The sequence below is a fragment of the Pseudomonas sp. KB_12 genome, from assembly GCF_052114545.1.
In the GTDB taxonomy this organism is placed as follows: domain Bacteria; phylum Pseudomonadota; class Gammaproteobacteria; order Pseudomonadales; family Pseudomonadaceae; genus Aquipseudomonas; species Aquipseudomonas brassicacearum.
Map to the genome: position 1 here is coordinate 434518 of NZ_JBFREY010000006.1, position 19179 is coordinate 453696.

20 protein-coding genes are annotated in these 19179 nt (G+C 62.7%); 13 read left to right on the forward strand and 7 right to left on the reverse strand.

Translation table 11 applies throughout. The features are described 5' to 3' along the window. Positions 1-221 precede the first annotated feature (221 nt). The 3 genes from AB4Z20_RS06570 (at position 222) to AB4Z20_RS06580 (ending at position 2687) form a co-directional block, all read left to right on the forward strand. On the forward strand, positions 222-1172 hold the full coding sequence (locus AB4Z20_RS06570; protein WP_442089556.1) for a nucleoside-specific channel-forming protein Tsx: 951 nt from the start codon (positions 222-224) through the stop codon (positions 1170-1172). A 46-nt stretch (positions 1173-1218) separates the two neighbouring features. Beyond that, on the forward strand, positions 1219-2244 hold the full coding sequence (locus tag AB4Z20_RS06575) for a purine-nucleoside phosphorylase (RefSeq protein WP_253473192.1): 1026 nt from the start codon (positions 1219-1221) through the stop codon (positions 2242-2244). A 161-nt stretch (positions 2245-2405) separates the two neighbouring features. Then, complete coding sequence (locus AB4Z20_RS06580; protein ID WP_018611472.1) at positions 2406-2687, forward strand: hypothetical protein; 282 nt, start codon at positions 2406-2408, stop codon at positions 2685-2687. Positions 2688-2746: 59 nt separating this feature from the next. Here the strand turns inward: AB4Z20_RS06580 and AB4Z20_RS06585 are convergent, their stop codons facing one another. After that, the gene (locus AB4Z20_RS06585; RefSeq protein WP_033062826.1) at positions 2747-3349 is read right to left on the reverse strand and encodes an NADPH-dependent F420 reductase; all 603 of its coding nucleotides are present in this window, start codon (positions 3347-3349) and stop codon (positions 2747-2749) included. Positions 3350-3492: 143 nt separating this feature from the next. Here AB4Z20_RS06585 and AB4Z20_RS06590 point away from each other — a divergent pair, with 143 nt between their 5' ends. From AB4Z20_RS06590 to AB4Z20_RS06600, 3 genes are all read left to right on the forward strand, one after another. Continuing rightward, on the forward strand, positions 3493-4422 hold the full coding sequence (locus AB4Z20_RS06590; RefSeq protein WP_442089557.1) for a LysR family transcriptional regulator: 930 nt from the start codon (positions 3493-3495) through the stop codon (positions 4420-4422). A gap of 321 nt (positions 4423-4743) precedes the next feature. Then, positions 4744-5529 carry a hypothetical protein gene (locus AB4Z20_RS06595; RefSeq protein ID WP_442089558.1) on the forward strand — a complete coding sequence of 262 codons (786 nt, stop codon included), beginning with the start codon at positions 4744-4746 and terminating at the stop codon, positions 5527-5529. A gap of 86 nt (positions 5530-5615) precedes the next feature. Beyond that, entirely contained in the window at positions 5616-6203 is a 588-nt protein-coding gene (locus AB4Z20_RS06600; protein ID WP_253473183.1) for a hypothetical protein, read from the forward strand. A 296-nt stretch (positions 6204-6499) separates the two neighbouring features. Here AB4Z20_RS06600 and AB4Z20_RS06605 read toward each other — a convergent pair whose 3' ends face one another. The 4 genes from AB4Z20_RS06605 to AB4Z20_RS06620 all read right to left on the reverse strand — a co-directional run bounded on the left by AB4Z20_RS06605 (position 6500) and on the right by AB4Z20_RS06620 (position 10086). Next, entirely contained in the window at positions 6500-7216 is a 717-nt protein-coding gene (locus AB4Z20_RS06605; protein ID WP_442089559.1) for an alpha/beta hydrolase, read from the reverse strand. 64 nt (positions 7217-7280) lie between these two features. Next, complete coding sequence (locus tag AB4Z20_RS06610; protein ID WP_253473177.1) at positions 7281-8393, reverse strand: M14 family metallopeptidase; 1113 nt, start codon at positions 8391-8393, stop codon at positions 7281-7283. A 114-nt stretch (positions 8394-8507) separates the two neighbouring features. Next, positions 8508-9287 (reverse strand): ABC transporter substrate-binding protein, encoded by a 780-nt coding sequence (locus AB4Z20_RS06615; protein WP_442089560.1) that lies wholly within the window; start codon positions 9285-9287, stop codon positions 8508-8510. Positions 9288-9651: 364 nt separating this feature from the next. After that, complete coding sequence (locus AB4Z20_RS06620) at positions 9652-10086, reverse strand: rhodanese-like domain-containing protein (protein ID WP_018611488.1); 435 nt, start codon at positions 10084-10086, stop codon at positions 9652-9654. Positions 10087-10187: 101 nt separating this feature from the next. On the opposite strand from AB4Z20_RS06620, the gene ftrA reads away from it, so the two are divergent. Beyond that, positions 10188-11147 (forward strand): transcriptional regulator FtrA, encoded by a 960-nt coding sequence (gene ftrA, locus AB4Z20_RS06625; RefSeq protein ID WP_253473170.1) that lies wholly within the window; start codon positions 10188-10190, stop codon positions 11145-11147. 203 nt (positions 11148-11350) lie between these two features. Here the strand turns inward: ftrA and cobF are convergent, their stop codons facing one another. Both cobF and AB4Z20_RS06635 read right to left on the reverse strand, forming a co-directional pair. After that, a complete protein-coding gene (gene cobF, locus AB4Z20_RS06630) occupies positions 11351-12109 on the reverse strand; it encodes a precorrin-6A synthase (deacetylating) (protein ID WP_253473168.1) in 759 nt (252 codons plus the stop codon). Beyond that, positions 12106-12684: a histidine phosphatase family protein gene (locus AB4Z20_RS06635; protein WP_442089561.1), complete on the reverse strand. Its 579-nt coding sequence runs from the start codon at positions 12682-12684 to the stop codon at positions 12106-12108. The genes cobF and AB4Z20_RS06635 overlap by 4 nt, the downstream gene beginning before the upstream one ends. A 299-nt stretch (positions 12685-12983) precedes the next feature. Here AB4Z20_RS06635 and AB4Z20_RS06640 point away from each other — a divergent pair, with 299 nt between their 5' ends. The 6 genes from AB4Z20_RS06640 (at position 12984) to AB4Z20_RS06665 (ending at position 19120) form a co-directional block, all read left to right on the forward strand. After that, positions 12984-13838: a MurR/RpiR family transcriptional regulator gene (locus tag AB4Z20_RS06640; RefSeq protein WP_024619146.1), complete on the forward strand. Its 855-nt coding sequence runs from the start codon at positions 12984-12986 to the stop codon at positions 13836-13838. Positions 13839-13840: 2 nt separating this feature from the next. After that, complete coding sequence (locus AB4Z20_RS06645; RefSeq protein ID WP_253473159.1) at positions 13841-14485, forward strand: isochorismatase family cysteine hydrolase; 645 nt, start codon at positions 13841-13843, stop codon at positions 14483-14485. Continuing rightward, a complete protein-coding gene (locus AB4Z20_RS06650; RefSeq protein ID WP_442089562.1) occupies positions 14482-15834 on the forward strand; it encodes a glutamine synthetase in 1353 nt (450 codons plus the stop codon). Before AB4Z20_RS06645 ends, AB4Z20_RS06650 begins: the two co-directional genes overlap by 4 nt. After that, positions 15818-16570 (forward strand): N-formylglutamate amidohydrolase, encoded by a 753-nt coding sequence (locus AB4Z20_RS06655; RefSeq protein WP_253473154.1) that lies wholly within the window; start codon positions 15818-15820, stop codon positions 16568-16570. Before AB4Z20_RS06650 ends, AB4Z20_RS06655 begins: the two co-directional genes overlap by 17 nt. A 73-nt stretch (positions 16571-16643) precedes the next feature. Then, positions 16644-17993, forward strand: coding sequence for an APC family permease (locus tag AB4Z20_RS06660; protein ID WP_442089563.1), 1350 nt, complete (start codon positions 16644-16646; stop codon positions 17991-17993). A 110-nt stretch (positions 17994-18103) separates the two neighbouring features. After that, a complete protein-coding gene (locus tag AB4Z20_RS06665) occupies positions 18104-19120 on the forward strand; it encodes an arginine N-succinyltransferase (RefSeq protein ID WP_024619141.1) in 1017 nt (338 codons plus the stop codon). Positions 19121-19179: the final 59 nt, after the last annotated feature.

The following is a 19179-nucleotide window of genomic DNA, read 5'->3' on the forward strand; positions in this document are numbered from 1 at the left end:
CTGCGACACGTTGGTGCCGCTTCACGCGATGGTGCCGAATTCGGTGCACCGAGCCTGACCAACAAGACAGGAATAAAGCCTGGACCCCATGCATTTAAAGCCACTGCGAAAAATTGGTACGACATGTGCAAACGTTTGCGCAATCGATCGTACCCAGCGGATCGATGGCTTCTTTTCAACCACGGACCCCGGGCGTCGGCCCGCACGAACAAGGACTTTCCATGCACTGCACTTCCCAGTGTCGCGCTACACCTGGCGTATTGGCAGCCGCCCTGCTACTGACCGCCGTTACCGGACTACTCAGCACCACGACCCAAGCCCAAACCGCCGAGGCGTCCGCCCAGGGCGAAGCCCTCAGCCCCGAGGCCACCCCCTCGAAAAAAGGCGCCTACCTGTCGGACTGGTACAACCAGGACCTGACGCTCATCGGCAGCAAGGACATCAGCTTCGGTCCGCAACCGGTCGACGATGTCTATCTGGAATATGAATACTTCGGACGCAAGGGGCCCTTCGAGCTCTATGGCTACGTCGATATTCCAAAGATCTTCAATATTGGCAACAGTCATGACAAAGGGGTGTGGGACCACGGTTCCCCGGTGTTCATGGAGCACGAACCGCGTATTTCCATCGACTACCTGGCCGGCCGCAGCCTGGCCATCGGGCCGTTCAAGGAATGGTATGTGGCGTTCGACTGGATCTACGATCACGGCAGCAACAGCGCCAATCGCGCGAACACCTTGTACAGCGGCCTGGGCACTGACATCGACACCCACTCAAGGGTCAACCTGTCGGCCAACTTCTATGGCCGTTATCAGTGGGAAAACTATGGCGCCAGCAATGAATACTCCTGGGACGGCTACCGCGCCCAGCTCAAATACATCGTGCCGATCAGCCAGTTCAGCAACGGCGCCTCGCTGACGTACATCGGCTTCACCAACTTCGATTTCGGTTCGGACCTGCACAAGGACAACCCCGCCCGCACCGCCAATGCCACGGTCGCCACCAACGTCCTGCTGTATTCGTTCACGCACCTGCGCTTTACGCTGGTGGGCCGCTACTTTCACAACGGCGGCAACTGGCAGGACGGCAGTGAGCTTAACTTTGGCGACGGCAACTTCCGCGCCCGCTCCGATGGCTGGGGATACTACGCCGGGGTTGGCTATCAATTCTGAGCACACCGTAGAAGCACCACTTCGAATCCATGGAGGTCACGAATACATGATCAATCGCCTGTCTATTTCAATCGGCCTGGCCTGCACGGCCCTGTTCTGCTCGACCGCCGGGGCCGCACCGCCGCTTCAACCCAAAGTGATGCTGATCACGATGTTCGCCCCCGAGGCGCAGAACTGGATCGATCGCCTCGAACTCAAGACTGAAATCCGCGTACCGGGGCTGTCCGCCGAATACCCGACGATCCGCTGCAACGCCGAGCGGGTCTGCCTGCTGATCACCGGCATGGGCCAGACCAACGCCGCCGCCTCGACACTGGCCCTGGCGCTCTCCCCCACCGTCGACCTGCGCAAGAGCTATTTCCTGGTGGCCGGGATCGCCGGCATCAACCCGCACCACGGCACGCTTGGCACGACCGCCTGGGCCCATTACCTGGTGGAGTTCGGCACCCAATGGGAGCTGGATTCGCGGGATGTGCCCAAGGACTGGCCCACCGGCTACCTGGGCATCAACACCAAGGGGCCGAACGAAAAGCCGCCGCTGGACTACAAGACGGAAGTCTTCGAACTCAACCCGGCCCTGCAAGCCAAGGCCTTTGCCCTCAGCCAGAAGGTGACCTTGTCGCAAAGCAAGGAATCGGCGGCCTGGCGCTTGAAGTATCCGTACGCCCCGGCCAACCAACCGCCGGTGGTGACCCGCTGCGACACCCTGGCCGGCAACACCTGGTTCTCCGGTACGCGCCTGAGCGAGCGCGCCGAAGTCTGGACTCGCCTGCTCACCGACAACAAGGGCGTCTACTGCACCACCCAACAGGAAGACAACTCAACCTACGAGGCCTTGCTCCGGGCCAGCCGCGAAGGTCGGGTAGACATCAACCGGCTGGCCGTGCTGCGGGCCGGGTCCGATTTCGACCGCCCCGAGCCCGGCGGCAACGAAGTGGACAACCTGCTCAAATACGCCGACCAGGGCGCGTTCGTCCCGGCGCTGGAGAACCTGTTCCGCACCGGCAACCCGCTGGTGCAGGACATTGTGAAGAACTGGTCGGCGTGGAAAGACGGCGTGCCTGGCGCTTGATCACCAGCCGCGCCGGCTCTTGGGGAGAAGGAGGCGATCTGTGGGAGCAAGGCTTGCTCCCACAGGTTGGGGCTAATCTCTACGGATCACCCAATGGAATTTTCCATTCAAGGAAGAATCACTTGAACATCAGCCGTGCGTACCCATCCAGGAGACCGCCGATGTCCCTCGACCCTGCTGCCGACAGCACTCATCTTGATTACGGCCTCGACACGCTGTTTGGTCGTGACACCAAAAGTGTCGACTGCGAGTTCGACGTCAAACGCCTCGATGACGGCGAACCACCCTGGTTCGCGCTGCACGTGCGACCACCCCTGCCGGCGGATCTGGATAAAGCCCAGATCGTGGTGTTCAACGCCGAAGGCCGGCGCATCAGCGGTATTGTCCGGCGAACCGAGCGCCTGGCCGACGACAGCCTGCAATTGGACGTGGAACCCGACTGAGTGCTTCAGGCCGGGTTCCCACGCTGATCGAGCGCTTCCTTACGTATGTCGCGAAGTGCTCAGTCAAACTTGACCAGGTTCAGCACCGGCAATGGTCCGCCCGGGAATTGAGTCAAGCGTGCGCCAACGCTCAATGGGCCCAGGTCCACGCCGAAGAATCCCAGCCGATCGATCAACTGCGCGACTTCCCCACGGGCCTGCTCATCGTCGCCAGTCAGGAATAGCACGCGCTTGCCGCCTTCGGACGCTGGATCAGCCTCCAGCAGGCGCGCCAACATGTGGTTGAACGCCTTGACCACCCGTGCCCCCGGCACCCATTCGCTGAACACCTCGGTAGAAGCCCGGCCTTGCAGATCAATCGCCTCGAACTCCGGGACTTTGATTGCGTTGTTGGCATCGATCACGATTCGTCCGGCAAAGTCCGGCAAGCCATTCAGCGCCTGGGGCAACTTCGGCCAGTTGACGGCCACCAGCACCATTGGTTGCGCGGCAGCTTGCTGCACGGTACCGGCGCGGACGGTGGGGCCGAGCTCGGCGACCAACTCGGCGAGGCTTTCGGGGCCGCGGCTGTTGGCAATCACGACGTTGATGTTCTGGCGGGCCAGCGCCCGGGCAAATGCACTACCAATAGCGCCAGCGCCGATGATGCCGATGGTGTCGATGTTGCTCATGACGTATGTCCTCAAAGTTGGATAAACCTGGGCGGTGATGTCCGCCGTTGAGGTGCATATTGCCCTTGCTATTACGTGATGATTAGCCAGTAATACGTTGAATCATTTTCAAGCATTACTATCAGGTCACCTTGATGGAAAGCCTCGCCAATCTCGAATGCTTTGCCCGCAGCGCCGAAACCGGCAGTTTCTCGGCGGCCGCCAGGTTGCTGGCCCTGACGCCCGCCGCCGTGAGTCGCAATGTGGCGATGCTGGAGCGTAACCTGGGGGTGCGGCTGTTCCAGCGCTCGACCCGCAAGCTGTCCTTGACCGAGAACGGCGAACACTTCCTGGCCAGCATCGGCACGCATCTCGAAGCCTTGCAGGCCGCCATCGGCGCCGTGACCACTGAACGAGGCGAGCCGGCCGGGGTATTGCGCCTCAGCCTGTCACCAAGCTTCGGCATCGGCCATGTGCTGCCGTTGATGCCGCAATTCCTGGCCCTCCACCCATTGATCCGCCCGCAATGGCATTTCGAGAACCGACGGGTAGACCTGATCGCCGAAGGTTTCGACGCGGCGATTGGCGGCGGCTTCGAACTGACGCCTGGGGTGATCTCGCGAACCTTGGCGCCGGCACATCTGGTCGCGGTAGCCAGCCCAGCCTACCTGGCCGCACGCTCCTGCCCCGAGCACCCGGAAGACCTGGCCCACTTCGATAACATCGTGCTGCGCTCCAGCCTCACCGGGCGGGTACGCCAGGCCACGATGCGTAACGCCGCCGGTTTCGAGTCGACGTTGCGGCTGCCTGAATCCATCATTCTCAACGACCCGGTCGCCATGCGCGAAGCCACCTTGCTGGGCCTGGGCATTTCGCTGCTGACCGTGCCGGACGTGCTGCCCTGGCTGGAACGCGGCGAACTGGTACGGCTGCTGCCGGACTGGTACATGGACCTTGGCGTGATTTCCCTCTATTACCCCAGCCGCACGCTGATGCCGGCCAAGACTCGCGCCTTTATCGACTTCATCACCGAACACTTCGAGCGTGAGGGATTGGCACAGCGTTTCAGTGCTGCGCAGGGTTGAGCCCTGGAATCCTTCGTGCCCGCGCTCGCGATGACGCCAGCCCAGACACCCCACCCCGTGGCGAGGGAGCTTGCTCCCGCTGGCCTGCGAAGCAGGCCCCGGCATTCCTTCAGGCAGACCGCATTGCCCGGCTTGGCGACTGCTGCGCAGCCGAGCGGGAGCAAGCTCCCTCGCCACAGGCGATCGGCTGCTAGTTCAAGTGTGCGCGGGCATATTCGCGAAAAATGTACGATCACCATCGCGAACAAGCTCGCCCCCACAGTGGGTTTGCGATGCGGGCGGTGCTAACGTGGCGCCTCGACGACTGACAAGGATGACCGCGTGCTGCTGCTCAAATTGCTGGTGATTCCCACGTTCCTGCTGCTGATTTCCCGGGCGGGCAGGCGTTGGGGGCCGAGCGTGGCCGGCTGGCTCTCGGGGTTGCCCGTCGTAGTGGGGCCGATTCTGTTGTTCCTGGCCCTGGAACAAGGCGAGCTGTTTGCCGCACAGTCGGCGACCGCGGCACTGGCGGCGATGTTCGCGATGATTGCCTTCTGCGTGGTGTACGCCCAGGTCGCCCAGCATCGCAACTGGCCCTGGGCGCTGGGCATCGCGCTAGGGGTCTGGGCCTTGGTGGCGTTGATCCTGTCCTGGCTACCGGCTTCGCTGCCGTTGTCGAGCCTGATCGCCCTGGTCGCGTTGCTGGCGGCGCCGTATCTGTTCCCGACGGTCCGACCGGTGATGAACGGGCCGACGGCCAAATCCGACAAACTGCTGCTGCGCATGATCGCTGGCGCGCTGTTGACCCTGGCGGTGACGCTGCTGGCCAGCACCGTGGGCGAACGCTGGAGCGGGCTGCTGGCAGTATTCCCGGTGCTGGGCAGTGTCATGGCGGTGTTCTCCCAACAAACCCGGGGACCGGCTTTCACCGCCGCGCTGCTGCGGGCGACGGCCACCGGCATGTATTGCTTCGCGGCCTTCTGCCTGACCCTGGCCCTCGCCCTGCCGGTACTGGGCATGCCCGCCTTTGCCTTGGGCGTCGCGGTGTCGATGGCCATGTTGCTGGTGACCCGACGCCTGCTGGTGCGGCCACCGCCCTGCGACACCGCACACCTTTCGCCAAAATGACGGTCTCTTCTGCACTGGCGCTGGAGTCAGGTGCGACGCCCATGGGATGATCGGCCTCCAGGCACGACCATCTGTGGAGCGTTTCAATGTCATTGCTGAGTAAACAAGCCGCCGCCCTGTTGCTGGGAGCCATCGCCAGCCTGGTCGTGGTATCCGCCCAAGCGGCCCCGGCCAAACCTGCCGGCGATGCACCGGCGCAGAAAGTGTCGATGCTCGGCGGCAAGCTCACCTTCACCTTGCCCAAGGGCTTCACGGCGACGCCGCTACCCGCCGGTGAAGTGACCCAGGGCACCGCTGGGGCGACAGGGACGATGTACAGCAATGCCACCAGCAGAACCGTGGTGATTGCCGCTGAGAACACCATCGTCAACGGTACGAATGTGAAGGACGACGACGGTGCGTTCCTCGACACCACCATGGCCGACTTCGCCGCCCAACGCATCAAGGCCCTGCCGGACGCCAAGATCCTCAGCGAAAAAAGCCTGACCCAAAAAGGCACCGGCCTGGGCCTGCGTCAGCTCGACACCAGCGCGACCCAGGGCGGCGGGCCCACCCTCGACACCACGTTGCTGGGCGCCTCCGGCACGCGCATGGCCGTGGTGCAGATCATCTCCCGGGCCAGCGACAAGGTCGGTCATGAAGCGTTGGTGAAACAGATCGCCAGCGGTCAGTAACAAGCACCCCGGACCCTGTGGGAATGTGGGAGCGAGCTTGCTCGCGATGGCATCGGCACATCCTGGCATTGATGCAAGCTGACCCACCGCTATCGCGAGCAAGCTCAGCTCCCACAGGGGAATGGTGGTGTACCTGGATTTCCCATCCACCCCTAAACCAATGTGGGAGCCGAGCTTGCTCCGGGCGGCGATCCGACGATGGCGTCGGCACATCCTGGCATTGATGCAAGCTGACCCGCCGCTATCGCGAGCAAGCTCAGCCCCCACAGGGTTTCGCCCGCAGGGGCTTACGGTGGTCAGGGATTGAGCCGCTCCAGCCAGGCCCGCAGGTCCTGCACTTCCAGGGCGGTGATGCTGTGGCCGACGCCCGGGTAGGCATGGAATTCCGGTTCCAGCGCCAGGGTCTTCAGGAAGCTGTTGGCCTCGGTGCCATCGTGGTAGGGAATGATAGGGTCTGCCGTGCCATGGCCGATGAACACCGCCAGTGTCCGGCGCGACTCGTTGGGGGTCAGTTCCGCCCGCAGCGCCGACAGGACCCGCCCGCCCATCGCTGCAATACCGCCGACGGCTTCGGGGTGTCGCAGGGCCACTTCGTAGCTCATCATCGCGCCCTGGCTGAACCCTACCAGGTAGACCTTGCTCGCGTCGGTCGAGTACTTGGCCCGAGCCTTGTCGATGAAGTCCAGCAGCATCTGGCCGCTGGCCTTCAAGTCCGAAGTATCACCGTCGTAGGCACCGTCGCCCTTTTTCGCGAACCACTGATAACGGTCCTGTTCCATGCTCTTCGGTGCCCGCACCGAGAGGTAGTTGTAATCCCGGGGCAACTCGCCCTTGAGTTCGAACAGGTCCTGTTCGTTGCTGCCGGAGCCGTGCAGGAAGATCACCAGCGGGCGGTTGCCGGCTTGCTCATCGGCTTGGGCCAGGTAGTTGAGCGGCAAGTCCGTGTGCAGCGAGGGTTGGGCCTGCAACCCGGACGAGACCAGCAATAGAAACAGGGCGAGCGCTTTAAACATCAATCTTCCTCCATCGTTCGATAGCCGCACGACAAGAAGCGTGCGGTGAGGTAGACAGCACTTATCAGTCGTTGCTCAATTTCCCCGTACGAATCGGCTCACGCCCGGCGACTTTTGCCTGCCAGATGCCCGGCTGGGTGTAGCGCCCGCGGTCCAGGGCGAACAGCACGCCACTGGTGCCGGCCCGCACGGTGGTGACCCGATCATTCAACGGATCGACCACTTCGAACAGCGGATCGCCGCGCTCCACCCATTCGCCAGCCTCACGCAGAAAGCTCACCACGCCATGGTGCGGCGCGAACAGGTATTGAGTGCCTTCGAACGGAAAGCCTTCGCAGCACTCGGCGGGGGCGGATGGCCAGTCCCCGCCAATAAAACCCTGCTCGGCCAAAAACCCGAGAATGGCTTCACAATTGGCCTGGGCCTGTTCCACGCGGGTGTCGCCCATGCTGCCCAGCTCCAGCGTCGTCGCCAGGTTCGCCGCAGGGATCGCCGCCGCGGGAAAGGCTTTGGCCAGGCGCAACCAGGGCGAGGAGCAGGACTCGTCGAACGAACTGCCACCGGAATCTTCACTCAGCAACGCCACCCCGGCCTTCAGGCGCGCGGCCAGGGAGCGCCATTGCGGCCACTGTTGCGGCAAGGCATACAAGTGGATCGCTGCCTCGAAATCGCAATGCAGGTCCAGGGTGATGTCGGCGTCGCAAGCATGGCGCAGCAGCAGGCGATGCAGCGCTTCAAGTTGCGAAGGCGGCGCCGGCAGGTCGTCGAGAACCTGGGCCATGGTCTGGCGGATCAAGGTGATATTGGCAGCCGGGTCGTCACCCAGGCGATCACCGATGCGTTGCGCCACCGGTGCACTGAGCTCCACGAAAGAGCGGTTGAAATTCTTGCCACTGCCCAGTTCGAAACGCCCCATGTGGGCGCTTTGCAGATGTTGATCCAGGCCGATGGGATTGGCCACCGGCACCAGCTCGATCACCCCTTTGAGCAGGCCTTGCGCCTCGAGGTCGTTGAGCCGCTGCTTCAGCTCCCAGGCAGTACGCATGCCCGGCAGTTCGTCGGCGTGCAGACTGGCCTGGATATAAACCTTGCGCGGGCCATGGCCGTAACGAAACACACTGAGCCGGCGCTCGGTGCCCAGGTGGCTCCATGGCAGGGTATGGTCGATGCGTTGCATGAATTCTCCGAATGACTAGGCTGCGATCTTTTGATCTTTCGCTCTGGACTCAACTGGCAGTGGAAAGATCGCAGCCTCGCTTCGCTCGACAGCTCCTACAGCAGCTCCTACCGATTAATGCCCGTAGACATCAAAAGCGAAGTATTTGTCCTGCACCTTCTTGTACGTGCCATTGGCGCGGATTTCGCTGATGGCGGCGTTGAATTTATCGGCCAGGGCCTTATCGCCCTTGCGCACCGCGATGCCGGCGCCACCGCCGAAGTATTTCGCGTCTTCATAGGTCGGGCCCACGAAGGCAAAGCCTTTGCCGGCATCGGTTTTCAGGAAACCGTCGTCGAGGTTGACCGAGTCGGCCAGCATGGCGTCGAGGCGACCGGCGACCATGTCCAGGTTGGCTTCCTGCTGGGAGCCGTAGCGCACCAGGTTGATCCCGGCAGGCACCAGCACTTCGGTGGCGAAACGGTCGTGGGTACTGGCACGCAGCACGCCGACTTTCTTGCCCTTGAGCTCGGTCAGCGGGTCCTTGACCTCGGAGCCTTCCTTCATCACGAAACGCGCCGGGGTGTGATAGTACTTGATGGTGAAATCGACGTTTTTCTTGCGATCGTCGGTGATGGTCATGGACGACAGGATCGCATCGATCTTCTTCACTTTCAGCGCGGGGATCAGGCCATCGAACTCCTGCTCGACCCAGGTGCACTTGACCTTCATCTGCTCGCAGAGGGCGTCGCCGATATCGACATCGAAGCCGGTCAGTTTGCCGTCGGGGGTTTTCATCGAAAAAGGCGGATAACCGGCTTCGATCCCGAGGCGGATCGGCTTGGCGTCTTCGGCCACGGCCGACAGGGACAATACAGACAGTGCCAGGGCACCGAACATGGCTAGCTTGTTCATTTTCGCTCCTGAGTGCGCAGGTATTTTATTGATCGTTATAGGCAGATTCGTAGGCAGCGTTCGGTCAGCAAAAACCGAAGTGGCCGGGAGTCTAGAGGGGCACTCAGGAGGGGAATTATGTTGAGGCGACAAATAGTTATAAAAATAGCCAGGGGCGTCCGGTGGTCACTGAATTTGCGAAAAACCTGACAGGTAAACACCTGTGGCAGATTCACTCCTGTGGCGAGGGAGCTTGCTCCCGCTGGGCTGCGCAGCAGCCCTTGATGTCCGTCAGATACAAACGGCATCGTCACCCTTATTGGGGCCGCTGCGGGAGCAATCTCTGGCCACAAAAGCCTGTTTTCAATCTGCTTATGGCGCAAAATCAGCAGTCGCAGCTGATCGCCTCGTCCGCCATGCGCTCCACTGTGCCGCTCAGGCGAAAGCCTTCATCGAGCCAGCCCATGACGCCGCCGATCATTTCCTTGACCGGGTATCCCAACGTTGCCAGGCGCACTGCCGCCTTGTTCGCCCCATTGCAATGCGGGCCGGCGCAATACACCACGAACAGGGTGGTCTTGGCATAGGCGGCCAGTGCCTGGGCGGTGAGTGTGCGGGTTGGCAGGTTGATCGCCCCGGGAACGTGGCCGCGTTCGTAGGCCAGTGGTCCGCGTACATCCACCAGCACAAAATCGATGTTGCCGGCCTGTTGGCTGGCATGAACGTCGGAACAATCGGTTTCGAATGTCAGGCGACGGCTGAAATGCTGCAGGGCGATATCGGAGGGGGCAGCAGGCACTTCGCGAACCAGGCTGGTCATGGGTGTGTACTCCAGGATAGATAAGGCGTGAAGAGACTTTATCCCCCCGATGCTTACCGCTAAAGTGGCGCACAAGACACTCTGTGGGAATTTTCCGCCAAATGCAGCCTAACCCTGGTCTGGTCGCGATCCTCGCCTACGACGGCCTGTGTACTTTCGAATTCGGTGTCGCCGTCGAGATCTTCGGATTGGAGCGACCGGAATTCGATTTCCCCTGGTACACGCATCGGATCGTCGCGGTCGATGACGGCCCGATGCGCGCCATGGGCGGCTTCCAGGTTTTGGCCGATGGCGGCATGGAACTGCTCGAAACCGCCCGGACCATTGTCGTGCCAGGCTGGCGCAACCGCAGCGAGCCACCGTCCCAGGCGTTGCTCGAGGCACTGCGCAGGGCCCACGCCCGTGGTGCGCGCCTGCTGTCGATCTGCTCCGGTGCCTTCGTACTCGCCGCCGCCGGGCTGCTCGATGGCCTGGGCGCCACGACTCATTGGCGCTACACCGACGAACTGGCCGCAAGCTTTCCGGCCGTGCGAGTAGACCCGGATGTGCTGTACGTCGACTCAGGACAGGTCATCACCTCGGCGGGCAGCGCCGCCGGTATCGATGCCTGCCTGCACCTGGTGGCACGGGACTATGGCGTCCAGGTCGCCAACTGCGTGGCACGCCGGTTGGTGATGTCGCCGCAACGCACGGGCGGCCAGGCGCAGTTCATTCCCTCACCGGTCAGCCGCACGCCACGCAGCGACCTGTCGAGTGTCATGCAATGGGCCCGCGAACGCCTGCACGAACCTCTCGGCGTGCGCGAACTGGCCAGCCAGGCGGCCATGAGCGAACGCACCTTCCTGCGCCATTTCACCCAGGCCTGCGGCGTGTCGCCCAAGGCCTGGCTGCAACATGAACGCCTGGCCCGGGCCCGCGAGTTGCTGGAAAGCACCGGGGACAACACCGACAACATCGCGCAACTGTGCGGCTACCGCTCGGTGGAAAGCTTTCGCGTGGCGTTTCGCAGCGTCGTGGGGTTGGCGCCGTCGGTGTATCGGGAGCGGTTTGGGCGGGGGTAAAGATGCCGGGGTTATGAACCCCCGTGGCGAGGGAGCTTGCTCCCGCTGGGCCGTAGGCGCTGTGTAGGAGCTGTGTAGGAGCTGTCGAGTGCAACGAGGCTGCGATCTTTCCCCAAACACTTGAATCTCAAGCGAAAGATCAAAAGATCGCAGGCTTCGCCAGCTCCTACAGAGCCCAGCGGGAGCAAGGTGATGCGCAAGCATCATTGAGGCTTGCGCAACAAATAAGTATCCATGATCCAGCCATTGGCCTTGCGCGCGGCCTTGCGGGTGCGCTCGATGTCATCGGCCACATCCCCCAGGCGGCCGGCGATAAGGATTTCATCCGGCGTTCCCACATAGGCACCCCAGTAGATCTGCGTCTCGGGATCGCTCACCTGGCGATAGGCGTCCTCGGCGTCGAGCATCACCACCACACTCGCCGCGTCGCCCACCTGCCCCGCCGCCAACCGGCGTCCGGTGGTGATTTCCAGCGAACCGCCAATGCTGTTCAACGGTACTTTATGCCGGGCGGCCAGGGCCTGGACGCTGGTGATGCCGGGGATCACCTCGAATTCGAAGGCGCAGCGGCCCGCATCGAGGATCGCCTGCAGGATGCGCACGGTACTGTCGTACAACGCCGGATCGCCCCACACCAGAAAACCACCCCGTTGACCGTCGGACAGTTCTTCATTGATCAAGCGTTCGAAGGTGGCCTGTTTAGCCCGGTTCAATGTTTCGACGCTGTCCTTGTAGTCCAGGCCGCCGCGTTGGCGTTCCGGGCTGTAGGCTTCGACGAAACGGTAGGTGCGATCAACGATGTAGCGCCGACAGACTTCGCGCCGCAGGTCCAACAGTTTGTCCTTGGCCGGGCCCTTGTCCATGAGAAAGACCACGTCCAAGCGGTTCAAGGCTTTCACTGCCTGCATCGTCAGCTGATCCGGATCGCCGGCCCCAATGCCGATGACTGACAACGTCTTCATCGCGGCGACTCCTGGTCAGGTCCCTGGGTGCGTAATCGCCATACACCGTTGAAACGCAACTCGAGGGTGGACAACGGCTCAATGTCGATCCGGTTGAATGTGGCGGCCGGGCAGCCCAATACATTCACCAGGGCTGCGCGGATCACGAAGGGGTGGGTGACGGCCAGCAGATGTCCGGGCCGGGTTTCCAGACTGGCCAGCCAACTCCCGACACGGCGGCACAACTGGGCGACAGATTCACCACCATGGGGGGCCGCCTCGGCATCATCGAGCCAACTCTGCAGGGCTTGCGGTTCAGCCTGGAGCAACTCATCGATGGACAACCCGCGCCAGCGTCCCAGATCGCAATCGGCCAGGGCCAGGTCCTGCTCGGGCTCGTCGCCGAACAAGGCGGCGGTCTGGCGCGTGCGCAGTTCCGGCCCGCACAGCAGTTGCCGGAGATTTCGGTAGTGGTGCTCGATCTGCGCGCGGCGTGCCAGCCAGTCGGCGTCCAGCGGTTCGTCCAGGCCAAAGCGCGCCTGCTTCTGGGCGGCGGTGCGGGCGTGGCAGATCAAGGTCAGACGAGTGGTTTGCACACTGGATTCTCAGGCAATCGGAAGGGTCGCACGGGCGGGATATTCACGCACTTAGTTGTACAGCACCTTATATGAAATCAAATAAGTGAGACAAAAAGGCGTTATGTCCGACATCGTCAGAAGCATCGACTGACATACCCGGTCTACCCAGCCTGGACCAACTCCTACAAGGGTTTCGCACAATAATGGAGCATTTTAAACGGAACGTAAAAACCACTGGACATGTAGCACCAGCTACATAAATACTGTTTTCAGGAGTTATGAAAGAAATTCAACACCCATCCTGGCAAGGAGCACGGATGCCACCTCTCAGAGACCTGATCACCGATCCCGGCCTGGTTTTGACGCCGTCGGAACGCAAGGTCGTACGTGCCCTGCTCGATCACTACCCACGCAACGGCCTCGGCCCGATGTCACGCCTGGCGGACCATGCCGGCGTCAGCGACCCGACTATCGTGCGGCTGGTGAAAAAACTCGGGTTTGGCGGTTACGCCGAATTCCAGGATGCACTGCTCAGTGACATGGACCATCGCCTGCGCTCCCCCCGCACCCTGTTGAAACCGCGGGCCAAATTGCAGCAAGGCGATACCTGGAGCCAGTACCTGGCCGCCAGTCAACGCCACCTCATCGACACCCAGGCCCTGACCCAACCCGAAGACGTGCGCATTCTCGTGCAGTGGTTGCTCGACAGCCGCCATCAGGTGCATTGCTTCGGCGGGCGCTTCAGCAGCTTCCTGGCCCACTACCTGCTCAACCATTTGCGGCTGTTGCGCGCCGGCTGTTTTGCCCTGGAAGACAACGCCCAACTGCCTGACCGGCTGTTCGACGTGCAGCGCCAGGATGTGGTGCTGATCTTCGATTACCGCCGCTACCAGGCCCAGGCCCTGCGCGTGGCCAGCGCGGCCAAGGAACGGCACGCCCGGGTCGTGCTGTTCAGCGACGTCTACGCTTCGCCATTGCGCGAGCTGTCCGACCTGATCATCAGCGCCCCGGTGGAATCGATCTCGGCCTTCGACAGCCTGGTGCCGGCGCTGGCCCAGGTCGAGGCGCTGATTGCCTGCCTGACCCTGCAATGCCCCGAGCTGGCCGAACGCCTGGAAGGCATCGATGCCTTGCGCACGGAATTCAACACGCACCTGTTGGAGGAAAAATAAGGATGTTCTCGCTCCCCCACCGCTCGCCCCGGGATTTGCCGTTCACCTGCCAGCACACCGCCTTGCTGCTGGTGGACATGCAACGCGCCTGGCTGGAACCGCAATTCGATGCCCACCTGCACACCCGCGAGGCCGAGTATTTCATCCAGCGGGCCCGCCAGCAGGTCATTCCCAACCAGCAGCGCTTGCTCAACGCGATGCGCGAAGGGCAGCACAACGTGTTGCACACCCACATCGAAAGCCTCACCGCCGATGGCCGCGACCGTTCCCTGGATCACAAGCTGTCGGACATGCACCTGCCCAAGGGCAGCCCCGAGGCGCAGATCATTGCCGAACTGGCGCCGCTGGAAAACGAAATCGTGCTGCCCAAGACCTCCTCCGGGGTGTTCAACTCCACCAACATCGATTACGTGCTGCGCAACCTGCAGACCCGCCACTTGATCGTCGCCGGCATCGTCACCGACCAGTGCGTCGACATGGCCGTGCGCGACGCCGCCGATCGCGGCTACCTGGTCACGCTGGTGGAAGATGCCTGCGCCACCTACACCGAACAACGGCACCTGGCGTGCCTGAACGCGATCAAGGGCTATTGCTGGATCACCGATACCGACACCGTGCTCGCGCGTTTGCAGGAGATGCAGCCATGAGTCGCCTCGATCCTGCCGCCGTCCTCGCCCCGTTGCCCGTGACGACCCTGGTGACCACCGACCTGATCGGCGTGACCCGTGGGCGCTCGTTTCCCACTGATGAATTGCCCCACTACGTCACCGCTGGCTGTGGCTGGGTGCCGGCCAACAGCGCACTGACGCCCCAGGACATCATCGCTTCGACCAACCCTTGGGGCGCCTATGGCGACCTGCGGCTGGTGCCGGACCTGTCCAGTCGGGTGACCGTCAACAACGGCCCTGACGCCCAGGCGCCCGTCCTCGACTTCATCCATTGCGACATTCGGGAGACCGACGGCCGGCCCTGGAGTGCTTGCCCGCGCACGCTGCTGCAGGACGAAGTGGAGCGTTATCGCGCCGAACTGGGCTTGCAGGTTTTCGCTGCGTTCGAGCATGAATTCAACCTGCTTGCCACGCCTGCGCAGCCTGATCGCCCGGCCTTCAGCCTCCAGGCCCAGCGCCGGCAGGCCGAATTCGCCGGGTGGTTGCTCAGTGCCCTGCGGGCCGGCGGTGTCGAGCCGGAAATGTTCCTGCCGGAATATGGCCAGCATCAATACGAAATCACCTGCCGCCCGACTTTGGGCGTTGCCGCCGCCGACCGGGCCGTGAACATCCGGGAAATCACCCGCGAGATCGCCCGGCAAATGGGCCTGGACCTTAGCTTCGCCCCCAAGAGCGCGGAAAACGCCGTGTGCAACGGCGTGCATTTGCACCTGAGCCTGCAAGACCTGAGCGCGGACCCGGTACTGCATGACGCCGCCAGCAGTAATGGCTTGTCCAGCCTCGGCCAGCATTGGGCCGCTGGTGTACTGCACTATCTGCCTGCCCTGTGCGCGCTGACCGCGCCGACGCCAGTGTCCTACGAGCGCCTGCAACCTCATCACTGGAGCGCATCCTATGCGTGCCTGGGACAGCGCAACCGCGAAGCGGCGCTGCGCATCTGCCCGACCGTGAGCCTGAGCGGCAAACCGCTGGCGAACCAGTACAACCTGGAGTTCCGCGCCATGGACGCCACCGCCTCGCCGCACCTGGCGATGGCGGCGCTGTTGATTGCCGGGCGACTGGGCATCCAGCAACAGCTGGCATTGAACGCTGTCACCGATGAAATACCCGATGAGCTGGATGAAGCACAACGTCGTGCCCGTGGCATTATCGCCCTGCCGACAACCCTGGCCCAGGCACTGGACTGCCTGCGCCACAGCGGGGCGCTGCTCGAGACCCTGCCCAGCCCGCTGGTCGAAACCTACTTCGCCTTGAAGGCCCAGGAGCTGGCCTTGACCGAGGCGCTGTCACCTGCCGAGCGTTGTGAGCACTATGCACGAATCTATTGAGTGTGCTGAATCGGGCCTCTACACCAGGCCGCCCTACCGACTGGCCCGGGAGGAATCCGAACACCCGGTGCTGCTGGTGTGCGAACACGCCAGCCGCTTCATTCCCGATGCGCTGAACGACCTGGGCCTGGATGAAACGGCCTCCCAGGAGCACATAGCCTGGGACATCGGTGCCCTCGCCTTGGCCGAACGCCTGTCCGAAACCCTCGGCGCAACGTTGCTGTCGGCCAATTACTCACGGCTGTTGATCGACCTCAACCGCCCGCTGCACGTGCCCGACAGCATTCCGGCCCAGAGTGAGATCTACCAGGTTCCGGGTAACCATGCCCTGGACGAAGCTACTCGCGAATATCGCCAGCAGCGCCTGTTCCATCCCTTCCATGATCGGTTGCGGGCGTTGATCGACCAGCGCCTGGCCGCCAACCGACTGGTGCGCGTGGTGGGCATCCACAGTTTCACCCCGGTGTTCTATGGCCAGCCGCGCGCCCTCGAAGCGGGCGTGCTGTTCGGCGAAGCCAAGGAATACGCCCAGCACATCGTCGACGGGCTGGGCCGGCATTCGTTGCGGGCAGCGGGCAACCAGCCCTACAAGATCAACCCCCTGACCGACGTGACGGTTCCAGTGCACGGCGATGGCCGCGGCCTGGATTCGGTGTTGATCGAAGTGCGCAACGACCAACTGCGCAGCCCCGAAGCGGTGCGGACCTGGAGCGCCTACCTGGCGCCCCTGCTGTAGCGCGGCAGCGGCAAGTTTCCAGCGACAGACAGCAAGCAAGAGCAACCCACACAGCTGAAAAGGAAAACGGCTCATGAGCATTGAGGCATTTGGCTACAAACAGGAATTGAAACGCGGCCTGTCGCTGACAGACCTGGTGGTATACGGGATGATTTTCATGATCCCCATCGCCCCGTTCGGCGTGTATGGCTATGTCAACGCCGAGGCACCGGGGATGGTGCCGCTGGCGTACATCATCGGCATGGTGGCGATGCTGTTTACTGCCTTGAGCTACGGCAGCATGGCCCGGGCCTTTCCGGTGGCAGGTTCGGTCTATTCCTACGCGCAACGGGGCCTTAACCCACACGTCGGCTTCATTGCCGGCTGGCTGATGCTGCTGGACTACCTGCTGATCCCGCCGCTGCTCTATGTCTACGCCGCCATGGCGCTGAACCATTTGTACCCGGATATCCCCAAGGTCGGTTTCATCCTGGCCTTCCTGGTAAGCGCGACCTTCGTCAACCTGCGGGGCATCACCTTCACCGCGCGGATGAACATCATTTTCCTGCTGGCGCAGCTGGTGGTGCTGGGGATTTTCCTGTTCTACGCCTGGAACGCCCTGCACGGCGGGGCCGGTAACGGCCAGCTGACCCTGGCGCCGCTGTACAGCCCGGAACACTTCAACTTCGCCCTGCTGATGCAAGCCGTGTCCATCGCGGTATTGTCGTTCCTGGGCTTCGACGCCATTTCCACCCTGGCCGAAGAGATCAAGGGCGACCCGGGCCGCAGCGTCGGCAAGGCAGCCCTGGTGACCTTGCTGGTGATGGGGGCGATCTTCGTGGTGCAGACCTGGATCGCCACCGACCTGGCCGCCGGCATGGGTTTCAAGTCCGCCGACACCGCATTCTATGAAATCGCCGAATTGGCAGCTGGCGGTTGGCTGGCCACCTTGACCGCGGTTGCCACGGCCCTGGCCTGGGGCGTGGCCGTGGCGATCACTTCGCAGGCGGCGGTGTCGCGCCTGCTGTTCGGCATGGCACGGGACGGCCAGTTGCCCAAGATGCTCGCCAAGGTCCATCCGAAACACAACACCCCGTACTTGAGCATCTACCTGGTGGCGGTGCTGTCGCTGTTGATCTGCTACCTGTTCATCGACGCCGTGGACACCCTCACCTCGCTGGTCAATTTCGGCGCCCTGAGCGGCTTCATGTTGCTGCACATCACCGTCATCAACCACTACTGGCGCCGCCAGCAGTCCGGCCAACTGATTCGCCACTTGATTTGCCCACTGGTCGGCTTCGTGATCGTCGCGGCCATCATGTACAACATGGGCGTGGCTGCGCAGAAGCTCGGCCTGATCTGGATCGCCGCGGGCGTGATCTACCTGTGTGTGCTCAACAAATTCGGCAACCCTAGCGCCGTGCCCGATCCGGCCGGTCAGTGAGGGCCGGCGGTCGAATGATTCGGCCAACCGTGGTTACAACGCGTGGACATCGACAGTGATCGTCAGGCCCGGTGCTGGTCACCGGGCTCTCTGGAACAGGAGTGCAATCCATGCTGGCCTTACGTCCAGTTCAATTAACCGATCTGCCGCAACTGCAACAACTGGCCCGTGACAGCCTGGTGGGTGTCACGTCGCTGCCGGACGATACCGCGCGCCTGGAGGAAAAGATCCTCGACTCGTGCGCCTCGTTCGAGGCCGATGTGCAGGGCCCTGGCGCGGAGAATTATTTCTTTGTCCTGGAGGACCTGGAGTCCGGGCGCCTGGTCGGTTGTTCGGAAATTCTCTCCAGCACCGGTTACAACGAACCGTTCTACAGCCTGCGCAACCGGCCGTTTTCCAGCGAGTCCCGGGAGCTGAATATCCAGCATGGCGTGCCCGCGCTGTCACTGTGCCAGGACCTCAACGGACAGACGCTGCTGCGTGGATTCCACATCGACGCCAAGCGGGTGCGCACGCCGGAATCGGAGCTGCTGTCCCGGGCCCGGCTGATGTTCATCGCCGCCCATCCCCAGCGCTTTGCCGAATCGGTCATCACCGAAATCGTCGGTTTCAGCAGCGAGGACGGTCAGTCGCCTTTCTGGGATGCCATCGGCCAGCACTTCTTCGACCTGCCCTACGTCGAAGCCGAACGGCTGTGTGGCTTGCAAAGCCGGACCTTTCTCGCCGAGCTGATGCCGCAATACCCGATCTACGTACCCATGCTGCCGCCAGCGGCCCAGGCCTGCATCGGCCGGGTGCATCCCGACGGCCAGGAAGCCTTCGACATCCTGGCGCGCGAGGGTTTCGAGACCAACAGCTACGTCGATATCTTCGACGGTGGGCCGACCTTGCATGCCCGTATCGCCAACGTCCGTACCATCACGCAAAGTCGGAACGCCATGGCCCGGCAAAGCCTGCAGATCGATGCCAGGGGCCGTTACCTGGTGAGTAACGACCGTCTTGGAAACTACCGGGCCATCGTCGCCGAGCTGGACGTCAACGCCGAGGGCCCTGTGACCCTGTCGCCCGACATGCTGGCCGCCCTGGGCGTCATGGATGGCGAGCGGATCCGGGTGGTTGCCCTATGAACCTCACTCGATCCCGTGGCACGCATCAGCGCTTGGACCGACACAATGAAGGAGCTGCA

Coding starts and splice junctions, on each gene's coding strand:
- AB4Z20_RS06575 (WP_253473192.1), top strand. CDS start 1,219: ATGATCAATCGCCTGTCTATTTCAATCGGCCTGGCCTGCACGGCCCTG.
- ftrA (WP_253473170.1), top strand. CDS start 10,188: ATGCAGCCTAACCCTGGTCTGGTCGCGATCCTCGCCTACGACGGCCTG.
- AB4Z20_RS06620 (WP_018611488.1), bottom strand. CDS start 10,086: ATGACCAGCCTGGTTCGCGAAGTGCCTGCTGCCCCCTCCGATATCGCC.
- AB4Z20_RS06590 (WP_442089557.1), top strand. CDS start 3,493: ATGGAAAGCCTCGCCAATCTCGAATGCTTTGCCCGCAGCGCCGAAACC.
- AB4Z20_RS06655 (WP_253473154.1), top strand. CDS start 15,818: ATGCACGAATCTATTGAGTGTGCTGAATCGGGCCTCTACACCAGGCCG.
- AB4Z20_RS06615 (WP_442089560.1), bottom strand. CDS start 9,287: ATGAACAAGCTAGCCATGTTCGGTGCCCTGGCACTGTCTGTATTGTCC.
- AB4Z20_RS06645 (WP_253473159.1), top strand. CDS start 13,841: ATGTTCTCGCTCCCCCACCGCTCGCCCCGGGATTTGCCGTTCACCTGC.
- AB4Z20_RS06650 (WP_442089562.1), top strand. CDS start 14,482: ATGAGTCGCCTCGATCCTGCCGCCGTCCTCGCCCCGTTGCCCGTGACG.
- AB4Z20_RS06640 (WP_024619146.1), top strand. CDS start 12,984: ATGCCACCTCTCAGAGACCTGATCACCGATCCCGGCCTGGTTTTGACG.
- AB4Z20_RS06610 (WP_253473177.1), bottom strand. CDS start 8,393: ATGCAACGCATCGACCATACCCTGCCATGGAGCCACCTGGGCACCGAG.
- AB4Z20_RS06605 (WP_442089559.1), bottom strand. CDS start 7,216: ATGTTTAAAGCGCTCGCCCTGTTTCTATTGCTGGTCTCGTCCGGGTTG.
- AB4Z20_RS06665 (WP_024619141.1), top strand. CDS start 18,104: ATGCTGGCCTTACGTCCAGTTCAATTAACCGATCTGCCGCAACTGCAA.
- AB4Z20_RS06600 (WP_253473183.1), top strand. CDS start 5,616: ATGTCATTGCTGAGTAAACAAGCCGCCGCCCTGTTGCTGGGAGCCATC.
- AB4Z20_RS06580 (WP_018611472.1), top strand. CDS start 2,406: ATGTCCCTCGACCCTGCTGCCGACAGCACTCATCTTGATTACGGCCTC.
- AB4Z20_RS06570 (WP_442089556.1), top strand. CDS start 222: ATGCACTGCACTTCCCAGTGTCGCGCTACACCTGGCGTATTGGCAGCC.
- AB4Z20_RS06660 (WP_442089563.1), top strand. CDS start 16,644: ATGAGCATTGAGGCATTTGGCTACAAACAGGAATTGAAACGCGGCCTG.
- cobF (WP_253473168.1), bottom strand. CDS start 12,109: ATGAAGACGTTGTCAGTCATCGGCATTGGGGCCGGCGATCCGGATCAG.